Origin of the sequence: Psychrobium sp. MM17-31 (assembly GCF_022347785.1) — a bacterium.
GTDB lineage: Bacteria > Pseudomonadota > Gammaproteobacteria > Enterobacterales > Psychrobiaceae > Psychrobium.
The window spans coordinates 297,543-317,011 of record NZ_JAKRGA010000003.1 but is presented as its reverse complement, the minus strand read 5'-3'; the positions used below and the strand labels follow the sequence as shown (position 1 = coordinate 317,011).

Here is a 19,469-nt window from a genome sequence, read left to right as displayed (position 1 = left end):
GAAAATTTTGTTGGGGTTATTGATCCAAAAATGACGCAATACGTCAACAGGATAACCCATTGGAATTATGGTGTATTGAGAGGATTTGTTTCAAAAAGTTCCAAATTTCTATCAAGTGAACACTTTGTGTACAGATGTGCGTTAAATTACATCTTGTCGTGGTCTGACCTGTGGGTTATAGTGAGTCGTTAAAAATTTTAAATAGTCGTTTGAAATTTAGTTTTTACAATCTGTTAAACGGCTAATTTTCGGGAGTCAATAATGAATTCTAAGCAAGATCTCACCACTAAAGACGGGCAACGTATTGCCATCGTCGATGGATTGCGAACACCATTCGCTAAACAAGCAACGGCCTACCACGGCGTTCCAGCCTTAGATCTAGGAAAGACAGTGGTTAACGAATTGCTAACCCGCAGTGAGTTAGATCCTAAATTGGTGGATCTCTTGGTCTATGGCCAAGTAGTGCAAATGCCAGAAGCGCCAAACATTGCCCGAGAAATCGTGCTTGGTACTGGCATGAATATTGCCACTGATGCTTACAGCGTTTCGCGTGCTTGTGCCACTTCATTTCAGTCAGCTGCCAATGTTGCAGAATCGATTTTATCCGGCACTAGTGATATCGGGATCGCTGGTGGTGCTGATAGCTCATCTGTATTGCCTATCGGTGTATCAAAAAAGTTAGGTCGCGCATTAGTCGATTTAAACAAAGCACGTACTTTAGGTCAGCGTTTAAATATCTTCAAACGCCTATCGTTGAAAGATTTATTGCCAGTGCCTCCTGCGGTCGCAGAGTACTCTACCGGATTGTCAATGGGACAAACTGCTGAGCAAATGGCCAAAACTCACAGTATCAGCCGCGCAGATCAAGATGCACTTGCTCATCGTTCACATACCCTAGCCACTGAGAGCTGGAAAAAAGGCTTACTCGATAACGAGGTAATGACGGCTCACGTTGCTCCTTACAGCGGCCATATTAGTCAAGATAATACGGTGCGTACTAATTCAGAACTTGCAGGCTACGCCAAGTTACGACCTGTATTTGACAGAAAACACGGCTCTGTAACGGCAGCAAACTCAACGGCACTTACCGATGGCGCGTCAGCAATTATCATGATGCGTGAAGACAAAGCTAAAGCGTTAGGTTATCAGCCACTTGGCTACATTAAGAGCTTTGCATTTTCGGCAATTGACGTGTGGGAAGATATGTTAATGGGCCCATCGTTTGCTACACCAAAAGCTTTGGCTAACGCCGGCATTGAGTTATCAGATCTTACGCTAATTGAAATGCACGAAGCATTCGCTGCACAAGCGCTAGCTAACATGAAGATGTTCGAATCAGATCTCTTTGCCCAGCGCCATTTAGGTCGTGATAAAGCGATTGGTCAAATCGATATGGAGAAATTTAATGTGATGGGTGGTTCACTGGCATACGGTCATCCGTTTGCAGCAACAGGTACCCGCTTAATCACGCAAGTATTGAACGAATTAAAACGCCGTGGCGGCGGACTGGGCCTAACAACAGCATGTGCTGCTGGTGGTCTTGGTGCGGCTATGGTTCTGGAGGTTGAATAATGAGTACATTCACCACAACAATTAACGACGATAACATCGCCATCATCAGCATGGATGTCGCTGGTGAGAAAATGAATACATTGCGCGCCGAGTTTGGCGAGCAAATGACAACAGTATTAGACGAACTTGAAGCAAATAGCGCTCTTAAAGGCGTGGTTGTGATTTCGGGAAAGCCAGATAACTTTATCGCTGGCGCTGATATTACCATGTTAGACAGCTGTCAAAGTAGAGACGATGTGTTATCGATTTCTCGCATGGGACAGCAAATGTTTGATCGCATCGAAAACATGAAAGTGCCAGTGGTTGCCGCAATTAATGGCCCTTGTCTTGGTGGTGGTTTAGAGCTTGCGATGGCCTGTCATGCACGTGTTTGTACTGATGATGCAAAAACAGTGTTAGGTCTTCCTGAAGTTCAGCTTGGTTTATTGCCAGGCAGTGGTGGTACACAGCGCCTTCCAGCGTTAGTCGGTGTCGCTAAATCATTAGATATGATGCTTACTGGTAAGCAATTACGCGCTAAACAAGCGAAAAAGGCGGGTTTAGTTGACGATGTCGTGCCAAAAACAATTTTGCTTGAGGCGGCACTTAAACTGGCGAGCAAAAAAGTTAAGCGCGCTAAGCCTAAACTAGACAAAGTTAATGCGCTATTACAAGCGACGAGTGCTGGTCGCAACTTGATGTTTAATCAGGCTGAAAAGTCTGTATTGGCAAAAACCAAAGGTCATTACCCAGCGCCGTTAAAAATTATTGACTGTGTTCGCAAAGGGCTTAATGAAAGTCGCAGTAAAGGGTTAGAAGTTGAAGCTTCACACTTTGCTGATTTGGTGATGACAGATGAGTCAAAAGCGCTGCGTCAGTTATTCTTTGCAACGACAGAAATGAAAAAAGAGACGGGCAGCGACGCACAGCCAGAGAAAGTCAACAAAGCCATGGTGCTTGGTGGCGGATTAATGGGTGGTGGCATCGCTAATGTTACGGCGATTAAAGCGAACATCCCGACGCGTATTAAAGATATTTCTCACGATGGTATTAGCCAAGCGTTTAAATACAGTTATGACCTGTTGAACAAGAAATTCAAGCGCCGTTTTATTACCCGCGCTGAATTAGAATCGAAAATGAATAATCTAACGGGTACTGTTGATTATCGCGGCGTAAAGGATGTCGATATCGTGGTTGAAGCGGTATTTGAAGATCTTAAGCTGAAACACCAAATGGTTAAGGACGTTGAAGAGCATTGTGGTGAGCATACGATCTTCGCGTCAAACACCTCGTCACTACCAATTGGTAAGATTGCAGAGCACGCGGCGAGACCAGAGAACGTGATTGGTCTGCATTACTTCTCACCAGTAGATAAAATGCCACTGGTTGAAGTTATCGCCCATGAGACGACTTCAGCGCAAACTATTGCAACGACTGTTGCCTTTGCTAAGAAGCAAGGTAAAACGCCAATCGTAGTTAAAGATGGTGCTGGTTTTTACGTTAATCGTATTCTGGGTTTATACGTGAATGAAGCTGCCAATGTGTTAATGGAAGGCGACTCTATTGAGGCGCTCGACAAAGCGCTAGTTGAGTTTGGTTTCCCTGTTGGTCCAGTGACTTTACTTGATGAAGTTGGCATTGATGTAGGCTCTAAGATTTCCCCAATTTTAGAAGCTGAGTTAGGAGATCGCTTTAAAGCGCCTGCTGCATTTGATGCATTGTTAAACGATGATCGCAAAGGCAAGAAAAACCGTAAGGGCTTCTATCGTTATGACAAGAAGGCTAAAGGCAAGAAGCTGGTTGATGAAAGCGTTTACAAGGTATTAGGCGTGACGCCTAGCAAAGAAACGCCAAGCAAAGAAATAGCTCAGCGCTGTGTCATTCAAATGCTTAATGAGGCGACTCGTTGTCTAGAAGAGGGCATTATTAGCAATGTTCGCGATGGCGATATTGGTGCTATTTTCGGCATTGGTTTCCCACCGTTCCTCGCTGGTCCGTTTAGCTATATCGACAAACTCGGTGTCACTGAAGTGGTTCGATTGCTAAAAGATTATCAAGCACAACACGGCGATCGCTTCGCTCCGTCTGAGTTGTTACTAGAAATGAGTGAAAACGATAAGACCTTTTACTAATTTTATTTAATGGAAAGACAAAGGCCGCTAACTGACAATCAGTTAGCGGCCTTTTTGTTATTGATGTTGTTACCTAGCTAGTTACTCATTGCAGTGATAAACGTTACCACTTAGCGTGACGTTGGTTTGTTGAGTACCGCCATACTCATCACCATAACTACCTGTTTGACCGGCGCGCTGTGTCAGCAGGTAAACAACATTGCCGCCCATGGCGTTAGCTTTGTTTTTAATGTCGTTTCGTGCACCAGTTTCTAAATCAGCGTTTGAGGTGAATCCACCAGTGAAAAAATCACCTTGATTGCCTGTTACGTCACCTAAAAACTTACAATTGGTTGGCTCGGTGTGAGTTAGACGGACTTGAGCTGCCGATTGTTGCAATGGAATTGCGCTACAAGCGGTTAGCGATAAGATAGCTAGTGCTGGAATAAGTGCTTTCATGGATTCGTTTCCTTGTTCGTTTTGTTGGAATCATTATCAAGGAAACTGGGGCAATGGGTTAGTCAAAAGATGTTGGTAAAATGTCAGCTTACAGCGATATTTCTTACACTTTCTTACAAAAAGCGCGCTGTGTAAGCGCGCTAGTTTAGGACGATTTGGCTTTTGGTTATTTCCACTCAGCCAAGCTGTCGTTGTTGAGGTGATGCTCGCGATAACGTTCCACCCACATTGCGGTCGCGCCACAGATGGCAACTGGCATCACAATAAAGTTTACGATTGGGATCATCGAGAATAGGGTCGTCATAAACCCGAACGACAAGGCGCTGCCGCGATCTTGTTTTAGTTGGTCGCGCATAATGGTAAAGCTACGCTTGTGATTATCAAATGGGTAATCGCAGTATTGAATCGACATCATCCACGCGCTAAATAAGAACCACAAGATTGGTGCGACAGTTTGGCCGATTAACGGGATGAAAAATAAAATCAAACAGCCAAGTGCTTTTGGAATGTAGTACACCAACTTCGTCCACTCGCGGCCAAGGGTGCGGGGAATATCTGCCATCAACTCTTTAAATGAGCTCTCTGGTGCAGGTTTTCCGGTGAGGTGACACTCTACTTTTTCGCTTAACAAGCCGTTAAAAGGTGCTGCTATCCAATTGGCGACCGAACTAAAGATAAACGAAAACACCACCAAAACAATGATGATGGCGATTGGCCACAGGATTACGTTAAGCCATGATAACCAATCTGGTAAATAGCCATTGATGTAGGCAAATAGATCTTCAAGCTGCAGATAAAGATAGTAAAAGGCGGCACTAAATAGGACTAAGTTGACAAGTAATGGCACTATTACAAAAGTGCGTAGACCTTTGGTTTGGATCAACTCAAATCCTTTTAAGAAGTAGCTTGCGCCACTGCGTGATTTATCAAACACGTTAAAACTCTTTTATGTGGTGACTGGATAATGATTGGCAGTATAAATTGTTAATTGCTTATTCGGTAGTCGTGTTGACGGTAATATTAGAAAAACTGTAACAAATTTAATCAAATAAGCCCTGATAAGCTGACTTACAAAATAGAGCTGTGCCATAATGCGGAGTCTTTTTTATTACTTCAGCCTTTAAATGCGCTTAAAACATCTCAAACTTGCGGGCTTTAAATCATTTGTCGATCCGACAGTGATCCCTTTTACGCAGTCGCTAAGTGCTGTGGTGGGCCCAAATGGCTGTGGTAAATCCAATATTATCGATGCTGTGCGCTGGGTACTTGGTGAATCCAGTGCTAAGAACCTCCGTGGCGATGACATGAGTGACGTTATTTTTAACGGCTCTAATGCGCGCAAGCCTGTGTCTGTGGCGAGTGTTGAATTGCTGTTTGATAACAGCGAAGGTCGCGCTCAAGGTCCGTGGCAGCAATTTAGCGATATCGCAATAAAACGCCAAGTTTCTCGTCAAGGACAATCCGATTATTTTGTCAATGGTCAGAAATGTCGCCGCCGCGATATTGCAGATTTGCTAAGCGGGACAGGTTTAGGCCCGCGTAGTTATTCAATTATCGAGCAGGGCACAATTTCTCGCCTTGTCGAGTCAAAACCGGCGGAGCTACGTGGCTTTATTGAAGATGCCGCAGGTATTAGTAAATATAAAGAGCGCAAGCGCGATACGCTAAATCGAATCAAAAACAGTCGCGATAATCTAGAGCGATTAGGCGATCTGCATGTTGCGCTTAAAACTCAAATCGACTCGCTAGAAACACAAGCCAAAGACGCACAAGAATATACCGCATTAAAAGCGCAAGAGCGTCAACTGCAAACAGATATTGTCGTCAATCGTTGGCAGGCGTTTAGCCGCCAGTTAGAACAAACGCAAGCAAATCTAATTAGCGGTGAACAAGCCTTAGCTGAAATCGAACAAGATGCAGATGGCGCGGCGCAGCTAGATTCTGATACAGAATCACAGCTCACTGCGTTACGAGCACAACTAAATCAAGCCAATGAATCGTATCATCAGCATCAAACTGATATTACAAGCTTATCTCTCAATATCGAGCATCTAATTCAGGCGCAAAGTCAGAGTCAGCATTTATCTGAACAGTTAACTCATAAGAAAGCATCAATCGACAAGCAAATTAGCGATATTGACGCGCTGATTAGTCAGCATATGACGCAAATCGAGCAACAGCAGGCTGAACTGGCGCCGCAAAAAGATAACGTCGATAGCCAAAAAAAGTTGCTAACAGACAAAGAGCAATCGCTCGAATCGATTGAAACGAAATTGTTTGCCTTAGGCAACGAGCGCCAGCAGATTGTCGCTGAGCAACAATTATTGAAACAACGACTCGAAGGACTCAATAGTCAGCGGGTTAAGACCAATAGCCAAATCGAGCTGCTCAATGAAAAACGCGTCAATCTCGCGAAGCAGCAACAAGCACTCGATCCTGTCGCTTGCGATGAGCGATATCAACAAGCGAAACACCTTGTTTTACAACACGAAGGTGAGTCACAAGATCTTCAGAGCAAACAACAATCATTGCGCCAGTTTTTAAGTGATAATGAAAAAGCCTTGGCGAGTGTCAATCAGCGCATCGCGTTGCTAGATCAAGAGTGTAAAACGACAGAGCAGCGGTTAGCTCAATTGAGCAAAGATGACGATGGTCAACTGAATGAATATTTCAACGGTCATAACCAGCTTTGGCAAATCATTGACGTTGAACCTAAGTGGCAATTCGCCAGTGAGCAGCTGTTAGGTGCAATGAGCCATGGTTATCTTATGCCTGATATTGACGTGCAAGCACCTCAGTCGGCGCATGTGCAATTATGGCCAACGGAATCTAACAAGGTACTTGATGATTCACTTGCCACTAAAGTGAACTGTAAAGATGTCAGTGGGCGTAAGATTATCGATAAGCTCCTTGGTCAAGTGCGCTGTGTTGAACAAGACGATCAAGTGTCAGATTTGATAAAGAAATTAACTGATGGCCAATCGTTAATAACGCCCAGTGGACAATATTATAGCCGTTGCGCATTCCAGTTATTCGGTAGCAATCAACAGCAAGATGGCGTGCTGACATTACGTCAGCACATTGCAACATTAAAGCAATCGTTAAGTGAAGAATACAGCCAGCAAGAACAACTATCGATACTCTGTCACAAGTCAACCGCAGAAATAGCGGAACTTGAGCCTAAAATCACCAAGGCGAAAGCGCAATTAGCTGAGTATCAGGTGCAGGCCAACGCTGCGAAACAACAATGGTTGTTAGTGCAACAACAGTGGGAACACACCGCAAGTAACCTAAAGGAAGTTGAACAACAAGTATCAGAGCTGACAACCAGTGACGGTATTGATTCGACGGCAATTAACGAAATTAATGATTCTCTCGTAGAAAGCAAAGACAAATTAGCGCAAAGCGATCATTTGCTCGACTCATTAAAGAGTGAAAAGCAATTAGAAAAACAGCAAGGAAAACGCGTTCAGCAAAAGCTTGACGAGGCAATGCATCAACTTCACCAAGGTGAATTGAGTCTACAAAAGCTTGAAATGCAGCTGCTCAACGAGCAGCGCCAGCGAGCTAACCTAGATACCCAGTCCTCACAAATAAGTAAAGAATTTGCGCAGTTAAGCGAAAAGTTAGCATTGGGAGATGACCCCTTAAAAGCGAAACAAGCGCAGCTGACGGTAAAAAAACAAGCCCAGCATGTGCTAAGCAATCAGCGCAGTCAATTGCAAGAGCAACTATCAGCACTCGAATCGTCAAGAGCGGAGCAGTCCAGTGCCCGTAGTGCGATTGAAAATAAAAAGGCGGCGCAGCATAAAAGTAATGAGCAACTGCGCTTAAAATTAGAAACACTAAAAGTGAAACTGCAATCTCAGCGTCAAAATGCCGAACTCAGTGAGCGAGAAATGGCGCAGCGGGCTCTAGAAATTACTGATGCAACTGACACTAAACTGTGGCCAGAGCGGCTGGATACTATTCGTAATAAACTTGCGAACATGGGGGCAATTAATCTCACTGCGATTGAACAATACAATGAGCAAAAACAGCGCTTAGACGAGTTAACGCGTCAAACTGACGATCTTGAATCTGGTTTACAAACGCTTGAAAAAGCAATTAAAAAGATCGATCGCGAGAGTCGTGACAAATTTAAAAAGACCTTTAACAGCGTCAACAACGATTTCCAGCGCCTGTTTCCTAAAGTATTTGGTGGTGGAAGCGCGCAGCTCACTTTGACTGACAGCGATATGCTAACGGCGGGTGTGAGTATAATGGCGCAACCACCAGGTAAGAAAAATAGTACAATTCACCTGTTAAGTGGTGGCGAAAAAGCATTAACCGCATTATCATTGGTGTTTGCAATTTTTCAGCTCAATCCGGCGCCTTTTTGCATGCTCGATGAAGTCGACGCACCATTAGATGATGCCAACGTTGATCGTTATTGTAATTTGGTTAACGAGATGTCTGAAAAAGTGCAGTTCATATATATTACGCATAATAAAGTGTCTATGGAGATGGCGAATCAACTGACGGGTGTCACCATGCAAGAAGCTGGTGTATCTCGCATCGTTGCGGTTGATGTCGACGAAGCCGTTTCTATGGCACAACAATAAAAGAAACAATAAATAAAAAGAGTGGTTGATGTTCATGGATCTTGAATTACGAAGTGTTTTGTTAATTGTTGGCGTCATTGTGATTGCCGCAATCTTATTACACGGTTTGTTTAGTATCAGACAAGCAAATAAACCGGTAGATATTTCCCATTTAGATTTGTCGGAAACCGATGAAAATGGTGAAGTTTTACGAGACAGTTCAGGTTTTGATCGCCATGGCGTCGGCGTTGCTCGCGTTGTTGAACAAAAAGATCAGCCTATTGATTCACCAAGTGCTCCAGAAACGCAATTGTCATTAGATATTGGCGCAGATGATAAAGAATCACTGCAGTCGCCATCGATTGACTTTGATGTGGCACTGGAAGAAGACAATGCTCCTAAGAGCGAAGAGCAAGTGGAAGCACCAATCTTTGCCTCACCAATCGCCAAAGAAAAAGAGAACTTTATGGCAGCGAAACAAGCGCCTAAAGTCAGTGTTGAGCAACAAGGTGAATTAGATCTAGGCGATGATGAAATCACACCAGTGGTTGGTAGTTTTGGTGATTTGGACAATGTAACTGCAGACGAATTACAAGAGCCAGCACCAAGCATGGAAAAAACGCCAGCGCCTGAAAAACCAGCTACCGATCCTATGGATGTATTAATCCTAAATGTTGTCGGCGAAGATGGCGGTGAGCTTGATGGGGCAACGCTATTACCAGTGTTACTGACCTTGGGATTCAAGTTTGGTGATATGAATATTTTCCACCGTCATGTTGATCCAGCTGGACAAGGCCCTGTGTTATTCTCATTGGCCAACATGGTTAATCCAGGCACTTTTGATATTGATAACATGGAGCAATTTACCACGACCGGCGTTAGCTTGTTTATGACACTGCCTCACGATAACGGCAACATGGAAACATTCAATAAAATGCTTAATGCCGCGGCTAAAATCGCAGAAGAATTCAATGGTCAAGTGTTAGATGGTGATCGCAGCACATTAACCAAGCAATCGACCCAGTTATACGTTCAGAGAATTCGCGAAGTAGAGCGCAAATTACTTCTTATAAAATAACGTCATCAAGGGGCTTTACGGCCCCTTATTTTTCTCATGTCTTTACGTTCAAAGAGTTCACCATGACAGCAGTTAATCCAGAACAGCGCGTTAGCGAATTAACCAAACTATTAAATGATTACAACCATCAATATTACGTTTTAGATAATCCAACGGTTCCAGACGCTGAATACGATCGCTTGATGCGAGAATTGCAAGCCATTGAAGGCGAGCATCCACAATTAAAATCTGCAACGTCACCGAGCCAGCGCGTCGGTGGTGAAGCGTTAGATTCGTTCTCGCAAATTACGCATTTAAAGCCGATGTTGTCACTTGATAATGCCTTTAACGATGACGAAATGGCAGATTTTGTTCGTCGGCTTGAAGAGCGTACAGGACAAAATGCTGAGGCGTTTTGTTGTGAGCCGAAGCTTGACGGTTTGGCGGTAAGTTTACTCTATGTCGATGGGCAATTAGCGCGCGCCGCAACACGCGGTGACGGTCAAGTTGGTGAAGACATTACTCAAAATGTTAAAACTATTAAGGCTATTCCACTAACTCTACGTGGTGAAGACTATCCGGCACAAATTGAGATCCGTGGTGAAGTCTTTATGCCATTTGCGGCGTTTGACGGCTTAAATGAGCGTGCTGCCACTAAAGGTGAGAAAGGATTTGCTAATCCTCGCAATGCGGCGGCGGGTAGTCTTCGTCAATTAGATTCAAAGATCACCGCAAGTCGCGGTTTATCGTTTTATGCTTACTCAACAGGTGTTGTCGATGGCGTTACTACGCCAATGGCTAGTACCCATTACGATCAATTGCATCAGTTAAAAGGATGGGGCGTTCCAGTCTGTCCTGAAATCAAACGCGTAAATAGCCTTGATGAAATGATTAGCTATTATCAAGACATTCTAAATCGTCGTAGTGAATTAGCTTATGAAATTGATGGTGTGGTTAACAAGCTTGATAGCATTGCAGGCCAAGATAAAGCAGGTTTTGTCGCTAAAGCGCCGCGCTGGGCAATCGCATACAAATTCCCAGCTCAAGAAGAAATCACCACCTTGTTAGATGTCGATTTTCAAGTGGGTCGCACCGGTTCTATTACACCGGTTGCGCGCCTCGAACCCGTGTTTGTTGGCGGGGTGACGGTAAGTAATGCCACCTTACACAATAAAGACGAGATTGAGCGTTTAGGGGTAAAAATTGGCGATAAAGTGGTGATCCGCCGCGCTGGCGATGTAATCCCACAAATTGTCTCTGCGGTAGAAGCGCAGCGTCCTGATGACGCAAAAGACATTGAATTTCCAGAAAGTTGCCCGGTATGTGACTCAGAGATTGAGCGATTAGAAGGTGAGGCTGTTGCTCGTTGTGTTGGCGGCCTAGTGTGTGGCGCGCAGCGCAAAGAAGCCATTAAACACTTTGCATCGCGTAAAGCATTAGATGTTGATGGATTAGGGGATAAGCTTGTTGAGCAGCTGGTGGATGAAGATATGATCCAAGCGCCAAGCGATCTCTTTAATTTGACCCTGCCGCAGCTATTAAACCTAGAGCGCATGGGGGAGAAAAAAGCGCAGAAACTACTTGATGCCCTTGAAGCGAGTAAATCAACGACGCTCGCTAAGTTCCTATACAGCCTTGGGATCAGGGAAGTGGGCGAAGCAACAGCAAGTAATCTTGCGCAGCATTTTAAAACACTCGACGCCATTAAGGCGGCATCAGTGTCACGACTTACTGACGTCGATGACGTCGGGGAGATCGTTGCTAAGCACTTGTATTATTTCCTTCGCAAAGACAACAACCTTGAAGTGATTGATAGTCTATTGGCATCTGGTATTCACTGGCCAGAAATTGAAGAGAAAGACGAAGCTGCATTGCCGCTAGTTGGTCAAACTTGGGTGATTACTGGCACTCTGCATTCTATGGGCCGTAGTGAAGCTAAAGAGCGCATTGCCGCATTAGGCGCTAAGGTTGCAGGCAGTGTTTCTGCGAAAACTACCATGTTAGTGGCTGGTGAAAAGGCGGGCTCTAAACTGACAAAGGCGCAAGATCTTGGCATAAAAACCATGGATGAAGACGGTCTAACCGCGTTTTTAGCGCAGTTTTAGGATTTAAATCTACGTGCGTTACAATCCATTTCGAGATTACGATAAATACGGCTGCATAAAGTTACCCTTGTTACTTTATGTCGCCTTGGCCTATTTACTCAAAGGGTATGTGATTTGGGTAGTTTCTTTGTCTTATCGTGAAAATCCAGCGGCCTTGCTCAACACCTTTTATCCCAGTCGTAATGATTTCTATCATGCACTAATAGTGGCTCTACCGGCGCTGTTTTGCGCAGTCGTATTTAGTATTCGGCGCATCAATATGCCAAACGTAGTTAAATGGTTCTGGCATAAGATCCGTTATTTATTGGTGTTGAGTGCAAGTGTTCAGCTAGGCTATAGCATTTGGCAGGGTAATATTAGTCTGCATAATATTATGCATTTCAATGCGTATTATGGCGTGTTAGTGGATGTGGTCGTCCTAATGCTGATTATTGGTTATTGCCTACTTAATCAACGAGTGATTGATGTAAGTAGGCAGTTTCCTGAGCCCGAAGGCGAGGGTGAAGAGAAAGTTGCAGCTAGTAAACGTCGTCAATAAGCCGTGCTATTTGTTCGGCGTCAATGCGCTCCATTCGATTGGCTTGATTGAGAATTAAATCTTGTTTAGTTAGGCTAAAGTGTTGGTTTTCTAAGAATAGGTGGCAAGACATACTGTCGTCTTGCGTTAAAAATTCGGCAATTACTTGTGCCTGTGCTTCGATTACATTATTCATAACGCGCTCCCATTTGAGTTAATGGCTGGTTGATGCGCGTGATAAGATTTTTTTAAATGTCACCAAGCTCATCAATCATTCAGTAACACTTTCATACTACCGAATCTTAAGGAGCTTGGCGCTGATTTTAATAGAACGTTGCGATCCTAAAACAGGATGAATAGCAGGATCTGTTATAAATTATTGATGGTTTGTTTTAAATCGTAACCCTCTTGCGTCACGATAGTTTCCAAATTGATAACGCGTTTTTCCAATGTTTTCACTTGTTCATTGAGTTGCTCGTTAATTGCAATCAATCGCGCGACATCCTCTGACTGAGGATTTGATGCCTTGATCTTTTTAACGTCGAACATGCGCTTAACAACATCTGCAATCACACAAATCGCCACGATGGCGAAAATCATAGTCCACAAACCCATAATAAATCCTTAAATATATTAATTATTAACACTAGCTGTTCTTAACCAATAACTATGCCAATAAATTTTATTGTTACATTACAATGCTTTAAAATTACACCGTCATATTATGTCATCAATTCTACTAAATATTAGTGAATTCGACAGTTAATTAACCTGAATTCGGGTTAAGAGATGAATTCAGATACACAATACCATTAGGTTAATTAGTCGCGGTATTTGGTTGATAGAGGCTAACACTCGATAGTGAGTGTTTGAAGCTACCTTTAGTTTCCTTAGTCGAATAAGACAAATAAAGTAATGTGTTGTTTTCTTTATCGTAGATGCGGCGTACTTTTAAGGATTTAAACAGCACGCTGAGACTTTCCTTAAAAACGACTTCACCGCTTTTACTGGTATCCAAAGTTGCTAGTTGGCTCGCTAAAATAGGACCTGTTTGGCGACAAGCGATACTCATATTGGATGGGTCTGACAGGTCGAAATTGGCTTCTACGTGACTGATATGACATGTGACACCTGGCAGTTTAGGATCCTGTTTAGCATCGATAAAAATATCAGAGGTGGTAAACATACCAAGGCTCACTTTACCAACATCATCACCACAGGCGGTTAATGCAAAAGCGGTTGTAATAACTGCAGCGATAGTTTTAATTGATTTCATAACAACTCCATAATTTTTACTGAGTATAAGGAGTTGTGCGTGATAACTAAACGGGCAGAGCATAAAAAATCGTATATATCCGCACAATAATTAGGCGTCAAGAAATGTGTCCGTTATAAGGAGTGCTTTATTGACAGCTGACATAGACTTTTTGGGCATATACATTGTTATGTTTCCATTAATAATGTAATTTCCTGTTGACGTTTCCGTCAATTTAAACTAATTTAAACGCTTGTTTAATTCTCGCCAATGCTGATTGGCTCTTTTTTACAGGTAAAGGATAACTTTATGAAAATTCTTGTGCCGATTAAGCGCGTCGTTGACTATAACGTTAAGGTACGTGTTAAGTCTGATAATACTGATGTTGATTTAAGCAACTTAAAAATGTCAATCAACCCGTTTTGTGAAATCGCTGTTGAAGAAGCGGTTCGTCTAAAAGAAGCGGGCGTGGCAAGCGAGGTTATCGCTGTTTCAATTGGTGAGAAAGCTTGCCAAGAACAAATTCGTACAGCATTAGCACTAGGTGCTGATCGCGGTATCCAAATCGAAACGGATGCAAAACCACAACCACTAGCAATTGCAAAAATGCTAGCGAAAGTTGTGGAAGAAGAGCAGCCACAAATCGTCTTAATGGGTAAACAAACCATCGATGGTGACAATAATCAAACTGGCCAAATGCTTGCAGCACTAACTAACATGCCTCAAGGTACTTTCGCTTCAGAAGTGAAAGTTGACGGCGATAAAGTGCAAGTAACTCGTGAAATCGACGGTGGTTTAGTGACTGTTGAATTAAACCTTCCTGCAGTAATCACTACTGACTTACGTTTGAATGAACCACGCTATGCGTCGTTACCAAACATCATGAAAGCTAAGCGCAAACCAATCGATGTTAAAACACCAGCTGATTTAGGTGTTGAAGTTGCTGATTCACTTGAAGTATTGAAAGTTGAAGAGCCTGCTGGCCGCAGTGCTGGCGTTATGGTTGAGTCTGTTGACGAGCTAATCGAAAAATTACGCAACACAGCGAAGGTGATCTAATGACTATTTTAGTAATTGCAGAGCATAATAACGCCGAATTAAAAACCGATACTCATAAAGTGGTTGCTGCAGCTGCAGCGATTGGTGGCGATATCGACGTATTAGTTGCTGGTAGTGGCTGTGGCGCTGTAGCTGATTCAGCTGCAAAATTAGCTGGTGTTGGTAAAGTGTTAGTTGCTGATAACGCTTGTTACGAGCATCAACTAGCAGAAAATGTAAGCTTGTTAGTTGCAGAGCTCGGAAAAAACTACACCCACGTACTAACTGCTGCATCAACAACTGGTAAAAACTTTTTACCACGCGCTGCTGCACTGTTAGACGTTGCACAAATTTCAGATATCATTCGCGTAGAGTCAGCTGATACTTTCGTACGTCCTTTCTATGCGGGTAACGCAATCGCGACTGTTAAATCTAACGATGCGATCAAACTAATCACTGTACGTACGTCGGCTTTTGACGCTGTTGAAGAAACTGGCAGCGCTGCTGTAGAAGCCGTTGCTAGCGCACATGATGCAGGTATTTCAAGTTACGTTAGCAGTGAACTTACTGTATCTGAGCGTCCTGATCTTGGTTCTGCACGTGTTATCGTTTCTGGTGGCCGTGGTATGCAAAATGGCGACAACTTCAAGATGCTTGAAGAAGTTGCAGATAAGTTAGGCGCTGGTGTTGGTGCTTCACGTGCCGCTGTTGATGCTGGCTTCGTACCAAATGACATGCAAGTTGGTCAAACTGGTAAGATTGTTGCGCCTGAGCTATACGTTGCCGTAGGTATTTCTGGTGCCATTCAGCATCTTGCAGGGATGAAAGATTCTAAAGTAATCGTTGCGATTAACAAAGATCCTGAAGCGCCGATCTTCCAAGTAGCTGATTACGGCTTAGAAGCCGATTTATTCGAAGCTATCCCAGAGTTAAACAGCAAGCTTTAATTATTTGCTGATTTTGTTCGATAAAAAACCGCTGATTTCCCTCAGCGGTTTTTTTATTTATTTTCCAATGATTAATTTATTGTAAAAAGCTACACTAGCTTTTTTTGTTTTAGGGCACGATTTTTGTGGCACAACTTTACTTCTATTATTCTGCGATGAACGCAGGTAAATCGACTTCGCTCCTACAATCAGCATATAACTATAAAGAGCGCGGCATGGAGTCGGTTATTTTTACGGCGGCGGTGGATGATCGCTATGGCAAAGGCAAAGTGACTTCGCGTATCGGCCTGAGTCAGGACGCCGATATTTTCTCGTCAAACTGCAATATCTTTGACATGATGTCAGACAAACTCGCCAATGGGCCAGTCCACTGCGCGTTAGTTGATGAATGTCAGTTTCTTACCAAAGAACAAGTTAAACAGCTATGCCGCGTTGTCGATGAACTCAATGTTCCGGTGCTGTGTTATGGATTGCGTACAGATTTTATGGGGGAGCCGTTCCAAGGTAGTCTCTATTTAATGAGCTGGGCCGATAAACTTATCGAATTAAAGACCATTTGCCATTGTGGACGTAAAGCGTCAATGGTGGTGCGTATGGACGAGCAGGGCAATGCGTTAAGCAGTGGTAGCCAAGTGGAAATCGGCGGCAATGACAAATACGTTTCTATGTGTCGTCAGCACTTTAGTGAACTCGTATGGCGTGATTAGAGCCTGTTGACCTTTGGTGAAGTTTTTTGCAGCGAGTTGTTCGGGTTTTATACAAGGCAGAGGCTGCGACGCTTAGTGGGCTAAGCTAGCAGGCGATAACGCCGTAGAAATCACGAACAAACGCTGTCCTTTGGATGCAATGACAAGACATTTTCGCTGCGTTTTTCGTCGCTCACCTATGACTGCATGGATGCAGGAAGTAGAGCGACTCAGGAGATAAAGCCGAGGTAAACTAGGCATCGCTCCTCATGCCTTGCGAAACAGGCTTGTCAATTGCACAAAATTCATCCTCGAAAGTTCAACAGGCTCTATTCCGGCGTTAGCAGCATCACCGGTGTTTGTGCTTTGAATTCGTTGACATTATTGATAGTGCGATAATTGATCGCACTTTTCTCAAGTTCATCGCCGGTCATCATAATGAGGCGATCTGGCGATGGTGAAATCAACCGTTGTTCGATAAAGCTAATTAAGGCTTGAGGGGTTATAGACGCTAATGCCTCTAAGGTTTTATTACGATGTGAAAACGATAGATCGCGGTTACATATTCCCGTCCAAAAACGCGTCGCCTGTTGCCTTGCGCTGCTGTCCTTAGTATCGATTTGAGATTTCATGCCATTGAGGTAGCGTTGCCATCTTGTTTCATCAATGTCTTCGACGTATTCGGCAAACTCGCTGAGCACGTTGTCAATTGCATTTAAAATTTCGTTGGTGTTCGCTACCGAAGATTGTACGTATAACATCATGCCGGGATAGCGATTAATCGGCATATAGCTAGCGCCACAGACATAGCCCAATTGTTGATTGGTACGAATTTCAGAGAAAAATAACGGACTTAAGATCTGACTCGCTAAACTCCACAGCGCTACTTGTGAAGGGTTATTATCTTGCGACTGATAGTAGACGATGACGGCTGATTGGTCTTGAGTTTGTTCAAACTGACGCACTAAAGTCCCGCAGTTTGCCAAGGAGTGAACTTGACGCGGGATGGACGGCGCCGCCTCTGCAATAGCGTCAATTTGGCGGTGCAAACTTGCGCCAAATAGTTTTACTTCACGTGTTGGCCAATCACCTAATACAAAAGATTCTAAATGCACATGTTTAAACAGCGCAGATACAAATTGCTGAAGATCATCAAGCGTGATATTTGCCAACTCCTCGATTAATAGCGGGTGATCAAATTGGTGGGGCTGGAGTGTTGCACTGAGTCCTTTAAACAAACGATTTATCGGCTTAGCCTTGCGTTGGTCGCGCCAGCTTTTGGCTAACTGATATTTGATTTCTTCAAACCGCTGCGGCGTAAAATCACGCTCGCGGATTTTGGTGATAAGAATTTCAAAGAAAAGAAATAGCTTTGGTGTATAGCCGCTGACATGCATAGTCACGCCTGAAGCATGAGGATAAATGTCATAGTGCATTCCTGCTATTTCTGCTGGAAACGTCACTTGCGCCAGCGAGTCGTGGAGCATTTCAATGTAAAGCCGACACAAGACTTGTTTTTGCGGCGTATTGTCGACGATTGGCGAATCAATTGCGGTATAAATATGGCCTTTGGGAACAGTGAATTCCGATTGCGGTAAGTGCCACAGCCTAAAGCCTGCTTCGTCGAGTAAAATCGATGGCTTGTCCTGTATTGTTTGTGGCGGTGTAAATGCTAAACGTTCAACCACAAAAGGATTAGGTTGCGGCAGTGCTAATTCGTTATCTATCGATGTTAATGTCCAGAGTTTTCGACGTTGTGATGAAATTGGCAGGATATCGTAAGGCGTGTCATACCATTTGGCAGTTTTAGTCGTGGCAAGTTGCGGGCAAACCATAACCAAACGAACCGTATCTGGGTTCATACTTGCAACTAAGCGATGAATCGCTTCTGGCTCAAAGCTATCCATGGCGTAGTCGCCATAGACGATATCTTGCTCTTCGTATTTGAACATGTTGATGGATAAATGACTGACTAAATCGACGGCTTTAGGCGGCTCTTGAAAATCAAACGCAACGTTCATGATGTTGTGTTTCTCGGTATAACGCCATGCGTCGATACCTTGCGTCTCGATCATTCTTAGCATTTGGAATACTAAGCCGATAATGCGATCCGTGCTTCGAGCACCAAGTTCGGTGAGTGCGATGTGGATGGCAAACTCTCGAAAATTGTATCCAGATAGGCCTGTACCTGCGGACAAGTTATTTGCTAATCCTGCTTTCTTTAAGCTTGATAGTAAACTGCCTTCGCCCTCGTGACCAATGAGAAATGCGAGATAGGAGAGGGGTTTACAATAGTAATTAATATCATCAATATCTAGCTCAAAACTTAGGGTGAGCTTCTTGGTGTCTTTGGTCGGAACGACGTTGATTTGGACGCTGTATTGCTCGTTGAGATAAAGAGGGACATCGTCAAAATCACAAGTGAGTTGTCTATTGGTTATTTGCGAAAAATATTGACGACAACTTTTCTCAATTGTATCGAGTTCTTGATTGCACAATAAAACCAGCTTCATTTTAGAGGCGCAATATTGCGTATGGTAGAAGTCGCGCAATACTTGCTCTAAATCCTCGCCACTACCGGCCAAGGTTTCGTTATTTCCCACGGAAAATTGACTGTAAGGGTGAGCAGCGTTAACCGTTTCTTTTAAAACGGCGCTGAGTCTACGTGAATCGTCTTGATATTTGAGCTGAAATTCAGAGTTTACCGCGGCGCGCTCTTTTGCAATCATCTCGCCGCATAACTTGGGTGCGATAAAAAAATCACTGAAACGATCAAGTGCGTTAATAAAATAGTCGCTGTCGATGGCGAAATAGAAATTGGTAAACTCGCTACCAGTCCATGCGTTGTGCTCACCGCCGTGTTGTTTAATGTAGCGCTGATATTCACTAGGGTCGGGATATTTGTCTGTCCCTAAGAACATCATGTGCTCAAGCAGGTGCGCGAGACCTTCGCGATCAGAAGGATCGTTAAAGTGACCAACGTTAACGGCAAGGGATGCGGCAGATTTAGTTGCATCAGGCTGACTAATTAGTAAGGCTGATAAACCATTTTCAAGGGTAATATGACGATATAACTTTTTGTCGTTGGCTGAAGTGATCAAGGATTTTCCTTACTAATTCAATACATGAATACTTGTCGCCGAGACACCCTCGGAAAATC

At 43.7% G+C, this 19,469-nt stretch carries 15 protein-coding genes; 9 read left to right on the top strand and 6 right to left on the bottom strand.

Annotated elements, in window-relative coordinates; all coding sequences use genetic code 11:
• The first annotated feature begins 261 nt into the window (after positions 1-261).
• Complete coding sequence (fadI, locus tag MHM98_RS10290) at positions 262-1,572, top strand: acetyl-CoA C-acyltransferase FadI (RefSeq protein ID WP_239439187.1); 1,311 nt, start codon at positions 262-264, stop codon at positions 1,570-1,572.
• A complete protein-coding gene (fadJ, locus tag MHM98_RS10285) occupies positions 1,572-3,683 on the top strand; it encodes a fatty acid oxidation complex subunit alpha FadJ (protein ID WP_239439186.1) in 2,112 nt (703 codons plus the stop codon). Before fadI ends, fadJ begins: the two co-directional genes overlap by 1 nt.
• An 81-nt stretch (positions 3,684-3,764) precedes the next feature.
• Here the strand turns inward: fadJ and MHM98_RS10280 are convergent, their stop codons facing one another.
• Together MHM98_RS10280 and cysZ are read right to left on the bottom strand one after the other, a co-directional pair.
• Positions 3,765-4,121 (bottom strand): DUF4156 domain-containing protein, encoded by a 357-nt coding sequence (locus MHM98_RS10280; protein ID WP_239439185.1) that lies wholly within the window; start codon positions 4,119-4,121, stop codon positions 3,765-3,767.
• A 166-nt stretch (positions 4,122-4,287) separates the two neighbouring features.
• Entirely contained in the window at positions 4,288-5,055 is a 768-nt protein-coding gene (gene cysZ / locus MHM98_RS10275) for a sulfate transporter CysZ (RefSeq protein WP_239439184.1), read from the bottom strand.
• Between the two features lie 190 nt (positions 5,056-5,245).
• On the opposite strand from cysZ, the gene smc reads away from it, so the two are divergent.
• The 4 genes from smc (at position 5,246) to MHM98_RS10255 (ending at position 12,404) form a co-directional block, all read left to right on the top strand.
• Positions 5,246-8,725, top strand: a complete 3,480-nt coding sequence (smc, locus tag MHM98_RS10270) for a chromosome segregation protein SMC (RefSeq protein WP_239439183.1) — start codon at positions 5,246-5,248, stop codon at positions 8,723-8,725.
• 34 nt (positions 8,726-8,759) lie between these two features.
• Entirely contained in the window at positions 8,760-9,782 is a 1,023-nt protein-coding gene (gene zipA / locus MHM98_RS10265; RefSeq protein ID WP_239439182.1) for a cell division protein ZipA, read from the top strand.
• Between the two features lie 62 nt (positions 9,783-9,844).
• A complete protein-coding gene (gene ligA, locus MHM98_RS10260; protein ID WP_239439181.1) occupies positions 9,845-11,866 on the top strand; it encodes an NAD-dependent DNA ligase LigA in 2,022 nt (673 codons plus the stop codon).
• 13 nt (positions 11,867-11,879) lie between these two features.
• The gene (locus MHM98_RS10255; protein ID WP_239439180.1) at positions 11,880-12,404 is read left to right on the top strand and encodes a DUF2919 family protein; all 525 of its coding nucleotides are present in this window, start codon (positions 11,880-11,882) and stop codon (positions 12,402-12,404) included.
• Here MHM98_RS10255 and MHM98_RS10250 read toward each other — a convergent pair.
• The 3 genes from MHM98_RS10250 to MHM98_RS10240 all read right to left on the bottom strand — a co-directional run bounded on the left by MHM98_RS10250 (position 12,385) and on the right by MHM98_RS10240 (position 13,659).
• On the bottom strand, positions 12,385-12,579 hold the full coding sequence (locus tag MHM98_RS10250) for a hypothetical protein (protein WP_239439179.1): 195 nt from the start codon (positions 12,577-12,579) through the stop codon (positions 12,385-12,387). The genes MHM98_RS10255 and MHM98_RS10250 overlap by 20 nt on opposite strands.
• A gap of 173 nt (positions 12,580-12,752) precedes the next feature.
• Positions 12,753-12,998, bottom strand: a complete 246-nt coding sequence (locus tag MHM98_RS10245) for a hypothetical protein (protein ID WP_239439178.1) — start codon at positions 12,996-12,998, stop codon at positions 12,753-12,755.
• A gap of 202 nt (positions 12,999-13,200) precedes the next feature.
• Complete coding sequence (locus MHM98_RS10240) at positions 13,201-13,659, bottom strand: CreA family protein (RefSeq protein WP_239439177.1); 459 nt, start codon at positions 13,657-13,659, stop codon at positions 13,201-13,203.
• Positions 13,660-13,947: 288 nt separating this feature from the next.
• Here MHM98_RS10240 and MHM98_RS10235 point away from each other — a divergent pair, with 288 nt between their 5' ends.
• The 3 genes from MHM98_RS10235 to MHM98_RS10225 all read left to right on the top strand — a co-directional run bounded on the left by MHM98_RS10235 (position 13,948) and on the right by MHM98_RS10225 (position 16,330).
• Positions 13,948-14,697, top strand: a complete 750-nt coding sequence (locus MHM98_RS10235; RefSeq protein WP_239439176.1) for an electron transfer flavoprotein subunit beta/FixA family protein — start codon at positions 13,948-13,950, stop codon at positions 14,695-14,697.
• Positions 14,697-15,623 carry an FAD-binding protein gene (locus tag MHM98_RS10230; protein WP_239439175.1) on the top strand — a complete coding sequence of 309 codons (927 nt, stop codon included), beginning with the start codon at positions 14,697-14,699 and terminating at the stop codon, positions 15,621-15,623. The genes MHM98_RS10235 and MHM98_RS10230 overlap by 1 nt, the downstream gene beginning before the upstream one ends.
• Positions 15,624-15,748: 125 nt before the next feature.
• Positions 15,749-16,330, top strand: a complete 582-nt coding sequence (locus MHM98_RS10225) for a thymidine kinase (RefSeq protein ID WP_239439174.1) — start codon at positions 15,749-15,751, stop codon at positions 16,328-16,330.
• Between the two features lie 308 nt (positions 16,331-16,638).
• On the opposite strand, the gene MHM98_RS10220 is transcribed toward MHM98_RS10225, so the two are convergent.
• Positions 16,639-19,410 carry an insulinase family protein gene (locus tag MHM98_RS10220; protein ID WP_239439173.1) on the bottom strand — a complete coding sequence of 924 codons (2,772 nt, stop codon included), beginning with the start codon at positions 19,408-19,410 and terminating at the stop codon, positions 16,639-16,641.
• Positions 19,411-19,469 lie beyond the last annotated feature (59 nt).

Bases quoted from the DNA above. Each gene is read 5' to 3' on its own strand.
- fadI (WP_239439187.1), top strand. From the start codon at position 262: ATGAATTCTAAGCAAGATCTCACCACTAAAGACGGGCAACGTATTGCC.
- fadJ (WP_239439186.1), top strand. From the start codon at position 1,572: ATGAGTACATTCACCACAACAATTAACGACGATAACATCGCCATCATC.
- MHM98_RS10280 (WP_239439185.1), bottom strand. From the start codon at position 4,121: ATGAAAGCACTTATTCCAGCACTAGCTATCTTATCGCTAACCGCTTGT.
- smc (WP_239439183.1), top strand. From the start codon at position 5,246: ATGCGCTTAAAACATCTCAAACTTGCGGGCTTTAAATCATTTGTCGAT.
- zipA (WP_239439182.1), top strand. From the start codon at position 8,760: ATGGATCTTGAATTACGAAGTGTTTTGTTAATTGTTGGCGTCATTGTG.
- ligA (WP_239439181.1), top strand. From the start codon at position 9,845: ATGACAGCAGTTAATCCAGAACAGCGCGTTAGCGAATTAACCAAACTA.
- MHM98_RS10250 (WP_239439179.1), bottom strand. From the start codon at position 12,579: ATGAATAATGTAATCGAAGCACAGGCACAAGTAATTGCCGAATTTTTA.
- MHM98_RS10245 (WP_239439178.1), bottom strand. From the start codon at position 12,998: ATGGGTTTGTGGACTATGATTTTCGCCATCGTGGCGATTTGTGTGATT.
- MHM98_RS10240 (WP_239439177.1), bottom strand. From the start codon at position 13,659: ATGAAATCAATTAAAACTATCGCTGCAGTTATTACAACCGCTTTTGCA.
- MHM98_RS10235 (WP_239439176.1), top strand. From the start codon at position 13,948: ATGAAAATTCTTGTGCCGATTAAGCGCGTCGTTGACTATAACGTTAAG.
- MHM98_RS10230 (WP_239439175.1), top strand. From the start codon at position 14,697: ATGACTATTTTAGTAATTGCAGAGCATAATAACGCCGAATTAAAAACC.